Source organism: Lonepinella koalarum, assembly GCF_004565475.1.
GTDB lineage: Bacteria > Pseudomonadota > Gammaproteobacteria > Enterobacterales > Pasteurellaceae > Lonepinella > Lonepinella koalarum.
This window is the reverse complement of the sequence record NZ_SRHX01000003.1, coordinates 141254-155987: the sequence shown is the minus strand read 5'-3', so window position 1 is coordinate 155987 and position 14734 is coordinate 141254. Positions and strand designations below refer to the sequence as shown.

Sequence of the window (14734 nt, the reverse complement as noted above, 5' to 3'; positions counted from 1 at the left end):
TTTATACACCCTATGCTAAATTTTTAATAAAATTAACGATTCTTTCACAAGCTTTGCCATCACCATAAGGATTATGCAATGCACTCATTCTTTGATATTGCTCAATATCATTCAATAACTTTTGCGTTTCAGTAATAATTTTAGCCTTATCAGTACCTACCAAAATTACTGTGCCAGCCTCAACTGCCTCTGGTCGCTCAGTTGTATCTCGCATTACCAATACAGGTTTCCCTAGACTTGGAGCCTCTTCTTGCACACCACCTGAATCAGTAATAATCAAATAAGATTGATTCATTAGCCACACAAAAGCAGGATAGGCTAAAGGATCAATTAGTTGAATATTTTCTACACCTGATAAAATTTCATAAACAGGCTTTTGAACATTTGGATTTAAATGTACTGGGTAAATAATTTGTACATTGCTATCTGCTAAAGCAATTTCTTTTAACGCTTCGCAAATATTAATAAAACCTTGACCATGATTTTCCCTACGATGCCCTGTAACCAAAATCAATTTTTTATCTTGATTAATAATTGATTTTAACTGATTGATTTCTATATTGTTTAAATCTTTAACTCGCTCTGAACTATCAAGTAAGGCATCAATAACAGTGTTTCCAGTTACTAAAATATTTTTTTCATCAATAGCTTCATCTAATAAATTTTGTTTAGATGTAACCGTTGGGGCAAAATGATACTCTGCAATACGACCTGTTAGCTGACGATTAATCTCTTCAGGAAATGGTGAATATTTGTTGTGTGTTCTCAATCCAGCTTCTATATGGCATACTTTTGCTCCTGAATAGAAAGCTGCAATGGATGCTGCCATTGTCGTAGTCGTATCACCGTGAACATATACATAGTCAGGCTTAAACTCTTCTAAAACAGGTTTCAAACCTGTAATAATATCAGCGGTCAACGTGTAAAGATTTTGATTTGGCTTCATTAAGTCAAGATCAAAATCTGGCTGAATTTCAAAAAAATCCAATACTTGATCGAGCATTTCACGATGTTGAGCCGTTACACACACTTTCGTCTCAAAAGTATTGTCTTTTTGAAATGCTTTTACCAATGGTGCCATTTTTATTGCTTCGGGGCGAGTGCCGAAAATGATTAGATTTTTTATTTTCATGTAATTTCCGATTTTAATATTTTTAGAATTTTATTTTTTTATCAATAAAACTGTTAGACTAGCTAAAAGAAATCCCAACAACGCTCCAATCGTCAAAATCAATACTCTCTTCGGCTTATCCTTAATAACTGGGTAATTCGGAGAACTCAAATAATGAAAAGACTGTGCTTTAGCTGTTTTCAACTTCTCTACCAATGGTTGCAGTTGCCCCAATTGCTTCTGAATTTCATAATAACGTGCTGGATAAATAATCCCTTTTTCATTCTCAACATCAATCTGAGCTTTAAGGTACTTTTCACCTAGCATAAATTGATACGGTACTTTAGCATCACTAACTACAACATTTTGTGCTCCAGCAAAGGTATCATTGCCAAATTGTGAATATTCCTTAATACCTGCTTTTCCAGCAGTCTCATAAGCTTTATTCAAATGTTCAAGATGAACATTCTCGTTAGTTATCAAATCCCATTCAATCTTTTCTTTCTCAAAGTTTAAATCAGTAATTTTTTCATTAAACCATACATTAAAGCTATCTAACTCTAACTGTAATACTTTTTGGTTAATGGTATTTATTAACTGAAAAAGTGTTTTCTGAGCCAGTTCTGGTGTCTCAGCTGATAAATTAATTTGATTACCAATGGCATCAGGATTTTTCTTAGCATCAGGTTTTGTAATAGAGATATTTTCCGTTGCTAACGTGCTTAGAATTTCAACTTGTTGTTCTTTAGTCTTATTTGCTGATAGCGTTTTAAATAGCTCTGAATCTTTTAAGAAATTCAATCTTTCATCAACGGAATAAATAAATTGGTTAAAGTTTGAGTATAACGCATTTCCTAAAGCACCAGAATCAAATTCCGCACCTAAAATACGAGCATATTCCCTTCTTATGGTAAAATAATCACCCAAATCTAATACTTTAGGCGGAATAATCTCCGCTTTAGATGTCCACTGCTCTTTTGCGGTAAATGCGTAAATACCCGCAATTAAAGTAAAAATAAGTGTAGATAAAATAATCCACAGTTTCTTATCCCATAAGGATCTAAAGAGCTCAACTAAGTCAATCTCATCATCCTTTCTATTTATGCTTAAATCATTACTCATTTATTTTTTCCTAAAACACAATTAATTTGTCTAATTGTATCAGTAACTATATAAGCAAGCAAGCAAGCAAGCAAGCAAGCAAGCAAGCAAGCAAGCAAGCAAGCAAGCAAGCAAGCAAGCAAGCAAGCAAGCAAGCAAGCAAGCAAAATGTACACTAAATAATTCTTTTGTAAACAATTATTTAGCATTTAATAAAATAAAAAATCTTTCCCTAAATCTAGAGAAAGATCCCATAAATTATTTCAAAAAAATTTTATCTCCACGCCTTAAACTGATTAATCAACCCATTGGTCGAGCTATCATGACTTGTAACTTTTTCGCTATCTTTTAACTCAGGTAAAATTCGGTTAGCTAATTGTTTACCTAACTCCACACCCCATTGGTCAAAACTAAAGATATTAAAAATTACACCTTGTACAAAAATTTTATGCTCGTACATGGCAATCAATGCCCCCAAACTAAATGGTGTGATTTTTTGCACCAAAATTGAGTTAGTTGGTTTGTTGCCGGTGAATACTTTAAATGGCACAATATCTTTCACATCATCTAGGTTCTTACCTGCCTTGACAAATTCAGCTTCCACTTCTTGTTTAGTTTTGCCAAAAGCAAGGGCTTCGGTTTGGGCGAAGAAGTTAGATAACAATTTTTCGTGATGATCGGCTAATGGATTATGCGTTTGTGCGGGTGCAATAAAATCACAAGGAATCAAGCTCGTACCTTGATGAATTAATTGATAGAACGCATGTTGTCCGTTAGTACCCGGTTCCCCCCAGATAATAGGACCGGTTTGATAATCAGTAATGGCTTTGCCATCACGACCGACATATTTACCATTAGATTCCATATTACCTTGTTGGAAATAGGCTGCAAAACGGTGTAAATATTGGTCGTAAGGTAAAATTGCTTCCGTTTGTGCACCTAAGAAACTAGTGTTCCATAAGCCAACTAAGGCTAATGTGGCTGGGATATTTTGCTCAATCGGTGCAGTGCGGAAATGTTTATCCATTTCATGCGCACCTGATAATAAGGCTTCGAAATTATCAAAGCCAATAGATAAGGCAATAGATAAACCAATAGCGGACCATAAAGAATAGCGACCACCTACCCAATCCCAGAATCCGAACATATTGTCAGTATCAATACCAAATTTTGCCACTTCGGTAGCATTGGTAGAAAGTGCAGCAAAATGTTTCGCTACTTGGCTTTCATCTTTAGCCGAATTTAAGAACCAGTCCCGTGCTGAATTAGCGTTAGTCATGGTTTCTTGTGTGGTGAAAGTTTTTGATGCAATTAAAAATAACGTAGTTTCAGGATTGACTTTCTTCAAAGTTTCAGCAATATGCGTACCGTCCACATTAGATACAAAATGCATAGTTAAATGATTTTTATAAGGACGTAGCGCTTCAGTCACCATATAAGGCCCCAGATCGGACCCACCAATTCCGATATTCACCACATCCGTAATGGCTTTGCCAGTGTAACCTTTCCATTCGCCAGAAATCACACGTTGACAGAATCCTTTCATTTTAGCTAACACGTCGTTGACATCTGGCATGACATCTTTGCCGTCCACTAAAATAGGTTGGTTTGAACGGTTACGCAAAGCGGTGTGCAATACCGCGCGATCTTCGGTACGGTTAATTTTTTCGCCAGTAAACATCGCTTCAATCGCCGTTGCAAGCGAACATTCTTGCGCTAATTGACGTAATAATTTTAATGTCTCTTGATTAATATTATTTTTAGAATAATCCACCAAGATTTCGTTGTTAAACCTTAATGAATAATCTGCAAAGCGATTTGGTTGTTGAGAAAAAAGTTGTTGAATTGTGGTTTGCGCAAAGTTCGCTTTGTGTTGCTCTAAAGCTTGCCACGCAGATGTGGTAGTTGGGTTGATGTTTTTCATGGTATTTCCTTTTACTGATGAGCTTGCACTCTGTTAAATAATAAAACAGCTAATAATAAAACTGCGGTACAAAATAACGAAATTTTTTAGTTTTTACTATCTTATTTCACAAATCAATTTAATCCACATATTCTGTTAACACTCGTGGTGTCAATTTAGTCATTAATTCATAGCTTAATATACCGGTCATACCGGCAATTTCTTCAATCGGTAATTCACGTCCCCATAAAATGACTTCATCACCCACTTGATCTTGACAATCGGCGCCAAGATCCACGGTCACCATATCCATGGAAACTCGTCCTACAATCGGCACACGGCGACCATTAATAAATACCGGCGTTCCTACTGGAATATTACGCGGATAACCATCGCCATAGCCAATTGCCACGACACCGATTTTGGTATCTTTTTCACTCACCCAAATCCCGCCATAGCCTACTGGCTCACCCGCTTGATGGGTTCGTACCGCAATCAAGGAAGATGTTAACGTCATCACCGGTTTCAAACCGTAAATCTCTGCGGGGGTATTAGTTGGTGATACACCATACATAATAATGCCGGGGCGAATCCAATCTAAATGGGATTGTGGCCAAAATAAAATACCACCCGATGCAGCAATAGTACGTTCACCTTGTTTATTGTTGGTCGTTTGTAAAAAACGTTGTAATTGTAATTCAGTATAATCGCTATCTAACTCGTCTGCTCGACTAAAATGGCTGACAAAACCGATTTGTGGTTGCACATTCGGACATTGTTGAAGTTGGTGATAAAAATCATCCACTTCATCTAAATGCACGCCTAAACGGTGCATCCCTGTATCAATCTTTAACCACACCTTAATCGGATTTGGTAAATTCGCTTGTTGCAAAGCATCCAATTGTGGTTGGTTATGTACCACCGTTTGAATATTATTCACCGCAATAATTGGCAAATCGGTCGCCGAAAAAAAGCCTTCTAATAATAAAATCGGTTTAATTATACCTTGCGATCGTAACGTTAACGCTTCTTCCAAGCGTGCCACACCAAAGCCGTCAACATTTTCTTCCACAGCTCTTGCCACAAACTCAACGCCATGTCCGTAAGCATTGGCTTTCACCACAGCAATCAATTTACTATGCGGTGCTTTCTGTTTAATTTTTTGAATATTATGTTTCAGTGCCACTGAACTAATTTTTACGGTTGCTGGTTTCATTTTTTCTTCTTATTTTTAATATTCATCATCAAGTTTATATGCCGCATTATCAAAACGAGAAAAATGCCCTTGAAACACCAGTGGAATACGCCCAATCGGACCATTACGATGTTTGCCAATAATAATCTCAGCTTGATTTCGGTTTTCATCCGTTGGATTATAAACTTCTTCACGATGAATAAACATAATTAAATCTGCATCTTGCTCAATAGAGCCTGATTCACGTAAATCTGAATTGATAGGACGTTTATTCGTTCTCGCTTCCAAGGTACGGTTAAGTTGTGCTAAAGCAATAACCGGAATTTCAAGTTCTTTAGCTAACGCTTTGAGAGAACGAGAAATTTCAGCAATCTCCAAAGTACGATTGTTATCAAATCCGGGAGCTCGCATTAACTGTAAATAATCCACCATAATCAAGCTCAACCCCCCCTTTTCACGATAAAGTCGGCGGGCTCTCGAACGTAACTCAGTGGGCGTTAATCCCGCAGAATCATCAATATATAGATTAGGTTTTTTGGTAAAAATTGACATTGTACTTGAAATTTTTGCCCAATCTGCATCATCCTCAACCCGCCCTGTTCGAATGGCCGTTAAGTTTACTCTGGATAAGGAGGCTAAAGTACGCATCATTAACTGTTCTGCCGGCATTTCTAAGCTAAACACTAATACGGGTTTATCACTAGACATCGCAGCATTTTCACACAAATTCATCGCAAATGTCGTTTTCCCCATTGCAGGGCGTGCGGCAATAATAATTAAATCGGACGGCTGCAATCCCGCAGTTTTGTGATCTAAGTCGATAAAACCCGTTGTCACACCGGTTAAACCATCATGATCAATATTTTTTAATTTTTCCATACGATCGATGGTACGCCCTAAAATTGAAATAATATTTTCAGGACCTTCTTTTTCCGATGTACGCTTTTCAGCAATTTGGAAAACTTCTCGCTCTGCTTGATCTAAAATATCTTTAACAGCTTTCCCTTTCGGCGCATACGCCAACTGAGCAATGTTATTTCCCACCCCAATCAATTCACGCAAAATTGCTTTTTCTCGTACAATGTCCGCATAAGCATTAATATTTGCCGCACTTGGGGTATTTTTCGATAATTCCGCTAAATAAGCAAAGCCCCCCACTTCATCAATAATCCCTTGGTCTTTTAAACGCTGATCCAAGGTGATTAAGTCAATCGGTAAGTGCAAACGAAACAGGTTTTCCATTTCACGAAAGATTAAACGATGCGCAGCCGTATAAAAATCATCCGCAATCACTCGTTCAATCACATTTTCCCAATGCTGATTATTCAACATCACCGCCCCTAACACAGCCTGTTCCGCTTCAATGGAATGTGGTGGAATATTCGCTTGGTCGAATGCTTGCTCTCGTGTTGGCGTGGGTTTCTTAGCCATAACTCTATCTCAGTATTACAAAATCTATTTTATATCATATACCAAATTAGCTTTCTTTTTAAGGAAAAAGTACGTTATAAATCATTGAATATTTTATCTTATTGGAAAGATAGAAAATTCCCTGAAATTTTAGCCTATTATTCCTATCATGACACTCACCAGCATATTCAAAAAGATAATATGTTAGTGTTGAGTAATAAAAAAGTGCGGTCAAAAATGTAATATTTTTCACCGCACTTCAACATCTATTTTAATCCTATGCCTTTCTTCTCGCCACAATCGCATCAGAAAGCTGTTGTAATAAGATTTCGGTATCTTCCCAACCGATACAAGCATCTGTGATACTTTGTCCGTAAGTCAGTGATTTACCTTCCACCAAATCTTGGCGACCTTCTACTAAATGGCTTTCGACCATAACACCAAAAATTTGTTTTGAACCTTGTGCTAATTGTTCGCTGACGGATTGGCAAACATCCATTTGACGTTTGAATTGCTTGCGACTGTTAGCGTGGCTAAAATCCACCATAACATGACCGATTCGTCCTGTTTTTTCAATGTCAGCACAGACTTTGGCTATATTTTCCGCATCATAATTTGTGCCTTTATCACCACCACGTAAGATAATATGACAATCGTGATTACCCTTAGTTGACACAATGGCAGAATGACCAAATTTAGTCACGGATAAAAAATAATGTTGTGCTTCGGCAGAACCTATCGCATCAAGGGCAATTTTTACCCCACCATTTGTACCGTTTTTAAAGCCGACAGGACAAGATAATCCCGAAGCTAATTCGCGGTGAACTTGAGATTCGGTAGTTCTTGCACCAATAGCCCCCCAACTCATTAAATCTGCCACATACTGCGGTGTGATCATATCTAAAAATTCACCCGCGGTTGGCAAACCTAAATCGTTAATATCAGCTAATAATTTGCGTGCGATTCTTAAGCCATCATTTAAGGCGTAGCTGTCGTTTAAATACGGATCATTGATTAATCCTTTCCAACCCACGGTGGTACGTGGTTTTTCAAAGTACACACGCATAATAATCTCAAGATTATCTTTGTATTTATCTCGTAATGGTTTTAAGCGGTTGGCATATTCCATCGCCGCGTTAGGATCGTGAATAGAACAAGGTCCAACCACGACTAACAAACGATCATCGATACCATGAATAATATTGTGTGCGTCGTGGCGTGCAGTTTTAACGGTTTCAATCGCCACATCACTGGCTGGAAATTTTTCCAACAATGCTACAGGGGGTAATAATTGCTCAATTTTAGCAATACGAGTATCATCATTGGCGACTTTAATATCATTTTTACTTTTTGTATTTGTCATTATTCACTCTCATCAAATCAATTCATTATCAATACGCAGTTAATGTAGCACTATTTCTTGCACTGGTAAACTAGTACATTAAAATTCTTTTAATGACTGCTTAATACTTGAGCAGGCTGTAATTTTGCAGCTCGATTAGCAGGATAAAGACTCGCAAGCAAACTTAATAATAATGCCGAAATCAATACGAATCCTACATCTTGCCAGTGTAATTCCGTTGGTAAGAAATCCACAAAATAAATGCCATCGGACAGTAATTTTCGTCCGATTAAATTTTCTAAACTTTGAATAAGTGCGGTTAAATTTAAGGCTAAAAATACACCTAATATAATGCCGATTATGCAACCTTTCATCCCAGCTTGCAAACCATACCATATAAAAATACGTTTAATAAAACCATTATTTGCCCCAAGGGTTCGCATAATCGCAATATCGCCAGCTTTATCTTTCACTGCCATAATCAAAGTGGAAACGATATTAAAACACGCCACGCCGATCACTAATACCATGGCAATATACATAATGGTACGGATCAACTGAATATCACGATACATATAGCCAAATTTACTCATCCAAGTTTGCAAATTGAGTAATTGTGGATAGCGGTTTAGTGTAGAAAAATCTAAGCTATTCATGTTAAACGGATCCGCCACTTTCAGATCGACACCTGAAATTTGATTGGCATTGTAGTCTAAATATTGTTGTGCTTGGGCTAACGGCATGAGGGCATAACTATGATCAAGTTGACCGTCTAAACGTAAGATTCCCGACACCTGAATCCGCTCACGACTTGGTTGTGCCATGTCTTCACCGTTATTTTGCGAAATCAGCAACGTCACCCAATCGCCTGTTTGTATCTCTAACTCTTTGGCAATGCCGTAGCCTAATACTAAGCCTGAATGATTAGAGAATGATTGCCATGCCTGATCGAGGACAAAATCCCCTAGTCGGCTGACCGTATCTTGTGCTGTTTTTTCTACCCCTTTTACTTGCACCACTTTCATTTTTGCCCCATTTTCCACTAAAGCAGTAAAACTGACAAAAGGCGATATGCCTTGAATATTGGGTACTTGTTGCAAGGTGCTGACTAATTGTTGTTTGTCAGTTATGGGCTGATTTTCCGCCGATATAATTTCAGCATGAGGAACAACGGCTAAAATACGGTTATTCAGTTCTCGCTCAAACCCATTCATGGCACTCAATCCCACGATCAATACCGCCACGCCCAATGCAATGCCGAGTGTAGAGAAGAACGCAATCAGGGAAACCAAATGATTTTTTTGCTTGACTCGTTGGTAACGCCAACTTATAAAAAATGCCGTATTCATCAATTACTCCGCTTTTAACACACCGTCTTGCATAATCATGCGGCGTTGTAATTTTTCGGCAAGTTGTAAGTCGTGGGTTACTAACAAAAACGCAATGCCTTGTTGTTGGTTAAGCTGTTGAATAAGCTCAAAAATGCTTTCTGTGGTAGCACGATCTAAATTCCCAGTTGGCTCATCTGCCAACACTAACGCAGGATTATTTACCAACGCTCTGGCAATCGCTACACGTTGACGTTCACCGCCCGATAAAGCTGACGGTTTGTGAGCAATACGGTGCGAAAGCCCGACAGATTTTAGGATTTTCTCAGCGCGATCCTTGGCTTCATTTTTGTTTTGATTACCGATTAACATCGGCATCATTACGTTTTCAAGTGCGGTGAAATCTGCCATCAAATGATGAAATTGATACACAAAGCCGAGATACTGGTTACGAAGTTTGGCAAGTTGATCTGAGCTGGCTTTTTGTAAAGATTGTCCTTTAATAAATACTTCGCCCGAGGTAGGTTGATCTAGTCCTCCTAACGTATGGAGTAAAGTACTTTTACCTGAACCGGATGAGCCAACGATAGCAACCAATTCTTGTTCATTTAAGGCAAAATTGATATGGTTTAGGACTTGAGTTTTCCTTTCGCCATCGTGGTAGTGTTTGGTGATGTTTTTGCAGGTTAATAATTCTGTTGTCATCTTTATATTCTTTGTTAAGTTTTTTAGTTTAAATTGATTATTTTATTTAAATCGGGTTTCGCCCGATGGGCGACCATACTTTCTTTTACTTGTGTAAAAGAAAGTAGGCAAAGAAAAGCACACCCCGACTTCACCGCTTTTCTGAGCTTATTTGGTATTTTCTTCACGCTAAATTTTGAACTCGCTACGCTCAGACAGGCAAAATTTAGCTAAAAATACCAAAACGCTCAGGCGGTTCAGACGGGGCCCCAAGTTTTGACCGAGCATAAATAAAAGTGCGGTTAAAAAATAGATATTTTTTTCTAAGCTACGAAGTAGCGTTACCATGCTTAACCTAGTATGCCAGTACTAGGTATTTTTCCACCGCACTTTATTTCATCACCAATGGGCCCCATGTTTGCCGCCTGAAAATGTTTTAATTTGTAGGAAAATGGCGTCTGTCTGAGCGTAGCGAGTTCAGCCATTTTCCGTTAAGCAAATTAAAACATTTTCAGGAAACAAGGCAAAGTTGGGGTTGCCTTTCTTTTTGCTTACTTTTTCTTTGGCAAAGCAAAGAAAAAGTAAGTCGCCATCGGCGAAACCCGATTGCTCTACTCATACCGCAGTGCCTCCGCAGGCTCAACTTTGCTCGCTCGATACGCAGGATAAACCGTCGATACCAACGATAATCCCAACGAAAATAGCACAATCACCGTAATTTGCCACAGATTAATCTCGGTCGGTAAATAAATACCCACAGGGTTAATAGCATTAACAATATCGCCTAAATACAGGGTGATCAACACGCCTAACACGGCACCGATCAAGGTTCCCACCAATCCCACCAAAAAACCTTGTAGAATAAAAATCCAGCGAACTTGTTTTTTGCTTAAGCCTTGGGTTTGTAAAATTGCAATTTCACCCTGTTTATCCACCACCATTAAACTCAATGAGGTAATAATATTGCTCACTGCCACCACGATAATTAAGCTGATTAACAAGCCCATCATGTTTTTTTCCATGCGTACCGCTTGAAAAAATTCGCCTTTTTGACTTCGCCAATCGTCAATTTGCCATTGATCTTCGGGGAAAATTTGGGGAAGTTCAGTGATTTGAAAGGGATCTGCTAAGAATAAACGTATTCCCTGCACCTTTTCAGGTTTAATTCGCATTAAACGCCCAATATCCGCTAAGTTAGCAAAGGTTTCATAGCCGGAAACTTCATTGCTGGCGAAATAAATATCACTTACGGTGAATAACCGTTGCATAGGCACACGCCCTAAAGGGGTATATTGACTGTTGTCAGTGAGCATTAAACGTATTTTATCACCGATTTGGATATGTAATTTTTGAGCTAATTGTGAACCAATAATAAGCTTAAATTCACCTGCCGGCAATAGCCTATCTAGCTTAGATTTATCTAAATATGCCAACAAGTTATCATCAGATGGCTCGGTTACGCCGATGACTTGTCCAGCACTCACCCCTTGAGCAGTTTGATAAATTGCCTTGGTGGTATTAATCGGGGTAATATAGGTAATTGTTCGCTGTTGGGTTAAATCAGGTAATTCCGTTTGAAATTGTGATGTAGAAAAATAGCCATCTTTTTTCATCACAATAGCATGCGGAAGGTTTGACAACACTTGACGTTTTTGATGTTGTTCCAGTCCATTCATCACTGATAACACAATAATCAACGCCATGACACCAAGTACAATACCGCTACTCGCGAGATTGGTAACTAATCGTCCAAAACGATCCGCACTTTTGGCTCGCCAGTAACGTAAGGCAATAAAAAGCGAAATGCCAAGATTCATTATTTGCCAGTTCTCACAAATTCTTCTAAATTTGACCGCACTTTATCCACTAAAATCTCCACCGCTTGATCGGAAGCCCAAGCAATATGTGGGGTGATAATAATATTCGGCAAGGTTTGCGCTGCGACAATTAATGGATTATCTTTAGCTGGTGGTTCTTTGCCTAACACATCAATAGCGACACCACCAAGTTGCCCGCTTTTTAACGCATCCACCACGGCTTGCTCATCAATAAGTGGGCCACGTCCTGTATTAATCAACAATGCCCCTTTTTTACAATGGGAAAGTGTTTCTGAATTAATTAAACATTGCGTATCTGGCGTGAGTGGACAATGCAAGGTTAATATATCAGCTTGAGCTAACACATCATAAAAAGGCGTGTACCCGTCACGGCATTGGGTGGCGTTTTTGTGTTCGGCATAAAGAACTTGCATCCCTAATGCGGTAGCCAAACGCCCTACTTCTGAACCCAGTGAACCTTTGCCGAATACACCTAAGATGGAGCCTCGTACGTCGGTAACTGGATAATCAAAATAACAAAATTGTTTACTTTCTGTCCATTTACCTTGTAGTTGGTCTTTGTACCATAAATGTAAACTGTGTTTTAAACTAAAAATCAAGCCTAATACATGTTCAGGCACTGCAATAGACGAATAACCTGCTACATTTTTAACGGCAATACCAAATTCTTTTGCTGCTTCTTTGTCGATATTATCTGTGCCAGTGGCTGTCAATGCAATCAGTTTTAATTTCGGTAATTGCGCCATAATTTCACGGCTGAATACGACTTTACTGGTCACTACTATATCCGCATCCGCTGCACGCTCTAGCACTTGTTCAGAGGAAGTATGTTCAAATTCAATCCACTGATGCGCAAAATTCGGGCGTGGAATGGGAAGATGTTCTGGTAGCACGGTGCTGTCAAGAAAAACGATTTTCATAAAATACTCCCTTTTATAGATACAAGATTATATATAAGGGATTCTATCAGTTTTTTAGGGGATTTGTCGTGATAAATTTTTAAATGAGGAGCGCAGAAAACGCTTTCCCCACTATCAAAGAGCAAAAGTAGGCACACTCGTCCATTGTTTTGCTGTTTTTACTTTTTCAAGACTTTGCTGATATTTAACATTATGATTTAATTCCCATAAATCCACGTTATTTTGCAAATTAAGCCAAAATTCTGCGGTGGTATCAAAGGCTTTAGCGAGTTTCATTGCCATTTCTAAGCTAATTTTAGACTTACTATTCACAATAGCACTTACCGTATTACGATGAACATCAAGCATTTCTGCCAAATCACCAATTTTAAGATTAAGTGGCGTTAAAAATTCTTCTTGTAGAATTTCACCAACCGGGGTGGGTTTGCGTTGTGTCACGTACATATTTTTTCCTTATAAATTATAAAGATGTGGATCTAAATAGAGATTAGAAATCTCGTTATTTTCAAATTTAAAAATCAACCGATATTGCTTGTTTACCCGAATGGAATATACCTTATTTTCTTTCGGTTCAAGTAATTCAAGGCGATTGGCTGGCGGTGAGCGTAAATCATTAAGATTTTCCGCTGCACTTATCATATCCAATTTTCTAGCTAATACCTTTGCCAAATTTGCAGGAATTTTGCTATGGCTTTCACCGTAATGAAAAAAACGGTAAAGGTAATTATCACGAAAATGAACGGATGTGAGATTAAACATTTTTGCCTTGATATTGATTGATATGATGCTATTCTAGGATAAATAAATGCACAGTGCAACTAGTTATTTATTATCAACAGAAAACCGAGCCTAAACTCGGTTTTTAGTAATTAATCATACTTTAGGTCTTCTTAATATAAAGAGTTTATATTTGCTTATTATATCAGAGCTAGTATAATTATTTTCATAATAAAGCTCTTCTTCAATATCTTCTACACAAACAATTTCCCAACCATCATTTAGCTCAGAGATTAACAGCTCTCCTATTTTCCCTGATTTATCACCATCTTTCTTATAAATAGGAAATGGTTGAGAATAGTGTAAATGCTTGTATTCGTAACTCATTATTACCCCTTAACATATTTTAATTCAATAAATTTATCATTTCTGATATTGTCCTGTTTCAGGATCTACTCTCACAGATATTGGACAAAACCCTTTTACCTGTATAGAAAATCTATATCCATCAAGTGTTTGATAATTACAAATACGATAATACATGCCATTTTCTCTTTCACTCTCTAGGCTTGCAGATGTCCAATAAGCCAAAGACATACTAGAAACCCCTAATCCAATAGCCAATATAGCCAATTTCCTTAAATTACGCATAATTCATCTCTTATTTAGTTAATAGATGAATAATTTAACTTAATTATATTCTCCAATAAGTATTCAGTTAACGTAAAAAATAGAGAAAAATTATGCAGTAAATGAATAATTGAAAAAAAGGTATAGAATGGCACAGTTAATCTCTACGGAAATTGATAAATTAATCGGGCAACGTATACAACAAAAACGCCGTGAACAAGGTTATTCTGCGGAACGATTAGCGGAATATGTGGATATTTCTCAACCTCAGTTATCTCGCTACGAACGTGGCACTAACAAAATCAACGTAGCTCATTTAGTGGCTATTGCCACCTTTCTCAAAACACCTATTAGCTATTTTTTTGCCGATTGTATGGAGATGGCGGAATGGAATCAGGATGAATTAGATCGCCATTGGTTAGAATTAACTCCATCACAGAAAATTCATTTAATTGCGTTTATTAAAGCGTTTAAAAATTAGCTTTGTAAATCCATCAAGTTCAGCTAACCACAAAACTAATCCTAAAATTCCCCACAGATCCCCAAAAAAACTTA

The 14734-nt window shown here is 37.7% G+C and carries 15 protein-coding genes; 1 reads left to right on the top strand and 14 read right to left on the bottom strand.

The features are described 5' to 3' along the window. Nucleotides 1-10 precede the first annotated feature (10 nt). The 14 genes from wecB to E0709_RS05310 form a co-directional block, all read right to left on the bottom strand. On the bottom strand, nt 11-1132 hold the full coding sequence (gene wecB / locus E0709_RS05380; RefSeq protein WP_132300801.1) for a non-hydrolyzing UDP-N-acetylglucosamine 2-epimerase: 1122 nt from the start codon (nt 1130-1132) through the stop codon (nt 11-13). A gap of 30 nt (nt 1133-1162) precedes the next feature. After that, a complete protein-coding gene (locus E0709_RS05375) occupies nt 1163-2233 on the bottom strand; it encodes an LPS O-antigen chain length determinant protein WzzB (RefSeq protein WP_132300803.1) in 1071 nt (356 codons plus the stop codon). A 253-nt stretch (nt 2234-2486) separates the two neighbouring features. Then, nucleotides 2487-4136: a glucose-6-phosphate isomerase gene (gene pgi / locus E0709_RS05370; RefSeq protein WP_132300805.1), complete on the bottom strand. Its 1650-nt coding sequence runs from the start codon at nt 4134-4136 to the stop codon at nt 2487-2489. 118 nt (nt 4137-4254) lie between these two features. After that, nucleotides 4255-5331 carry an alanine racemase gene (gene alr / locus E0709_RS05365; RefSeq protein WP_132300807.1) on the bottom strand — a complete coding sequence of 359 codons (1077 nt, stop codon included), beginning with the start codon at nt 5329-5331 and terminating at the stop codon, nt 4255-4257. 15 nt (nt 5332-5346) lie between these two features. Continuing rightward, nucleotides 5347-6741, bottom strand: a complete 1395-nt coding sequence (locus E0709_RS05360) for a replicative DNA helicase (protein ID WP_132300809.1) — start codon at nt 6739-6741, stop codon at nt 5347-5349. A gap of 256 nt (nt 6742-6997) precedes the next feature. Further along, nucleotides 6998-8083 (bottom strand): 3-deoxy-7-phosphoheptulonate synthase AroG, encoded by a 1086-nt coding sequence (gene aroG, locus E0709_RS05355; protein WP_132300811.1) that lies wholly within the window; start codon nt 8081-8083, stop codon nt 6998-7000. Nucleotides 8084-8172: 89 nt separating this feature from the next. After that, nucleotides 8173-9411: a lipoprotein-releasing ABC transporter permease subunit LolE gene (gene lolE / locus E0709_RS05350; RefSeq protein WP_132300813.1), complete on the bottom strand. Its 1239-nt coding sequence runs from the start codon at nt 9409-9411 to the stop codon at nt 8173-8175. A gap of 3 nt (nt 9412-9414) precedes the next feature. After that, nucleotides 9415-10095: a lipoprotein-releasing ABC transporter ATP-binding protein LolD gene (lolD, locus tag E0709_RS05345; RefSeq protein WP_132300815.1), complete on the bottom strand. Its 681-nt coding sequence runs from the start codon at nt 10093-10095 to the stop codon at nt 9415-9417. A gap of 590 nt (nt 10096-10685) precedes the next feature. Continuing rightward, entirely contained in the window at nt 10686-11891 is a 1206-nt protein-coding gene (locus E0709_RS05335; RefSeq protein ID WP_132300819.1) for a lipoprotein-releasing ABC transporter permease subunit, read from the bottom strand. After that, a complete protein-coding gene (locus E0709_RS05330; RefSeq protein ID WP_132300821.1) occupies nt 11891-12832 on the bottom strand; it encodes a 2-hydroxyacid dehydrogenase in 942 nt (313 codons plus the stop codon). Before E0709_RS05330 ends, E0709_RS05335 begins: the two co-directional genes overlap by 1 nt. Before the next feature lie 114 nt (nt 12833-12946). Next, on the bottom strand, nt 12947-13276 hold the full coding sequence (locus tag E0709_RS05325; protein ID WP_132300823.1) for a HigA family addiction module antitoxin: 330 nt from the start codon (nt 13274-13276) through the stop codon (nt 12947-12949). 9 nt (nt 13277-13285) lie between these two features. Further along, nucleotides 13286-13591: a type II toxin-antitoxin system RelE/ParE family toxin gene (locus E0709_RS05320; protein WP_132300825.1), complete on the bottom strand. Its 306-nt coding sequence runs from the start codon at nt 13589-13591 to the stop codon at nt 13286-13288. A 114-nt stretch (nt 13592-13705) separates the two neighbouring features. Then, nucleotides 13706-13936, bottom strand: a complete 231-nt coding sequence (locus E0709_RS05315; RefSeq protein ID WP_132300827.1) for a hypothetical protein — start codon at nt 13934-13936, stop codon at nt 13706-13708. Nucleotides 13937-13972: 36 nt separating this feature from the next. Continuing rightward, nucleotides 13973-14200: a hypothetical protein gene (locus E0709_RS05310; RefSeq protein ID WP_132300829.1), complete on the bottom strand. Its 228-nt coding sequence runs from the start codon at nt 14198-14200 to the stop codon at nt 13973-13975. 127 nt (nt 14201-14327) lie between these two features. Between E0709_RS05310 and E0709_RS05305 the strand changes: the two genes are divergently transcribed. After that, nucleotides 14328-14660, top strand: a complete 333-nt coding sequence (locus E0709_RS05305) for a helix-turn-helix domain-containing protein (RefSeq protein ID WP_132300831.1) — start codon at nt 14328-14330, stop codon at nt 14658-14660. Nucleotides 14661-14734 lie beyond the last annotated feature (74 nt).

Bases quoted from the DNA above. Each gene is read 5' to 3' on its own strand.
- wecB (WP_132300801.1), bottom strand. From the start codon at position 1,132: ATGAAAATAAAAAATCTAATCATTTTCGGCACTCGCCCCGAAGCAATA.
- E0709_RS05375 (WP_132300803.1), bottom strand. From the start codon at position 2,233: ATGAGTAATGATTTAAGCATAAATAGAAAGGATGATGAGATTGACTTA.
- pgi (WP_132300805.1), bottom strand. From the start codon at position 4,136: ATGAAAAACATCAACCCAACTACCACATCTGCGTGGCAAGCTTTAGAG.
- alr (WP_132300807.1), bottom strand. From the start codon at position 5,331: ATGAAACCAGCAACCGTAAAAATTAGTTCAGTGGCACTGAAACATAAT.
- E0709_RS05360 (WP_132300809.1), bottom strand. From the start codon at position 6,741: ATGGCTAAGAAACCCACGCCAACACGAGAGCAAGCATTCGACCAAGCG.
- aroG (WP_132300811.1), bottom strand. From the start codon at position 8,083: ATGACAAATACAAAAAGTAAAAATGATATTAAAGTCGCCAATGATGAT.
- lolE (WP_132300813.1), bottom strand. From the start codon at position 9,411: ATGAATACGGCATTTTTTATAAGTTGGCGTTACCAACGAGTCAAGCAA.
- lolD (WP_132300815.1), bottom strand. From the start codon at position 10,095: ATGACAACAGAATTATTAACCTGCAAAAACATCACCAAACACTACCAC.
- E0709_RS05335 (WP_132300819.1), bottom strand. From the start codon at position 11,891: ATGAATCTTGGCATTTCGCTTTTTATTGCCTTACGTTACTGGCGAGCC.
- E0709_RS05330 (WP_132300821.1), bottom strand. From the start codon at position 12,832: ATGAAAATCGTTTTTCTTGACAGCACCGTGCTACCAGAACATCTTCCC.
- E0709_RS05325 (WP_132300823.1), bottom strand. From the start codon at position 13,276: ATGTACGTGACACAACGCAAACCCACCCCGGTTGGTGAAATTCTACAA.
- E0709_RS05320 (WP_132300825.1), bottom strand. From the start codon at position 13,591: ATGTTTAATCTCACATCCGTTCATTTTCGTGATAATTACCTTTACCGT.
- E0709_RS05315 (WP_132300827.1), bottom strand. From the start codon at position 13,936: ATGAGTTACGAATACAAGCATTTACACTATTCTCAACCATTTCCTATT.
- E0709_RS05310 (WP_132300829.1), bottom strand. From the start codon at position 14,200: ATGCGTAATTTAAGGAAATTGGCTATATTGGCTATTGGATTAGGGGTT.
- E0709_RS05305 (WP_132300831.1), top strand. From the start codon at position 14,328: ATGGCACAGTTAATCTCTACGGAAATTGATAAATTAATCGGGCAACGT.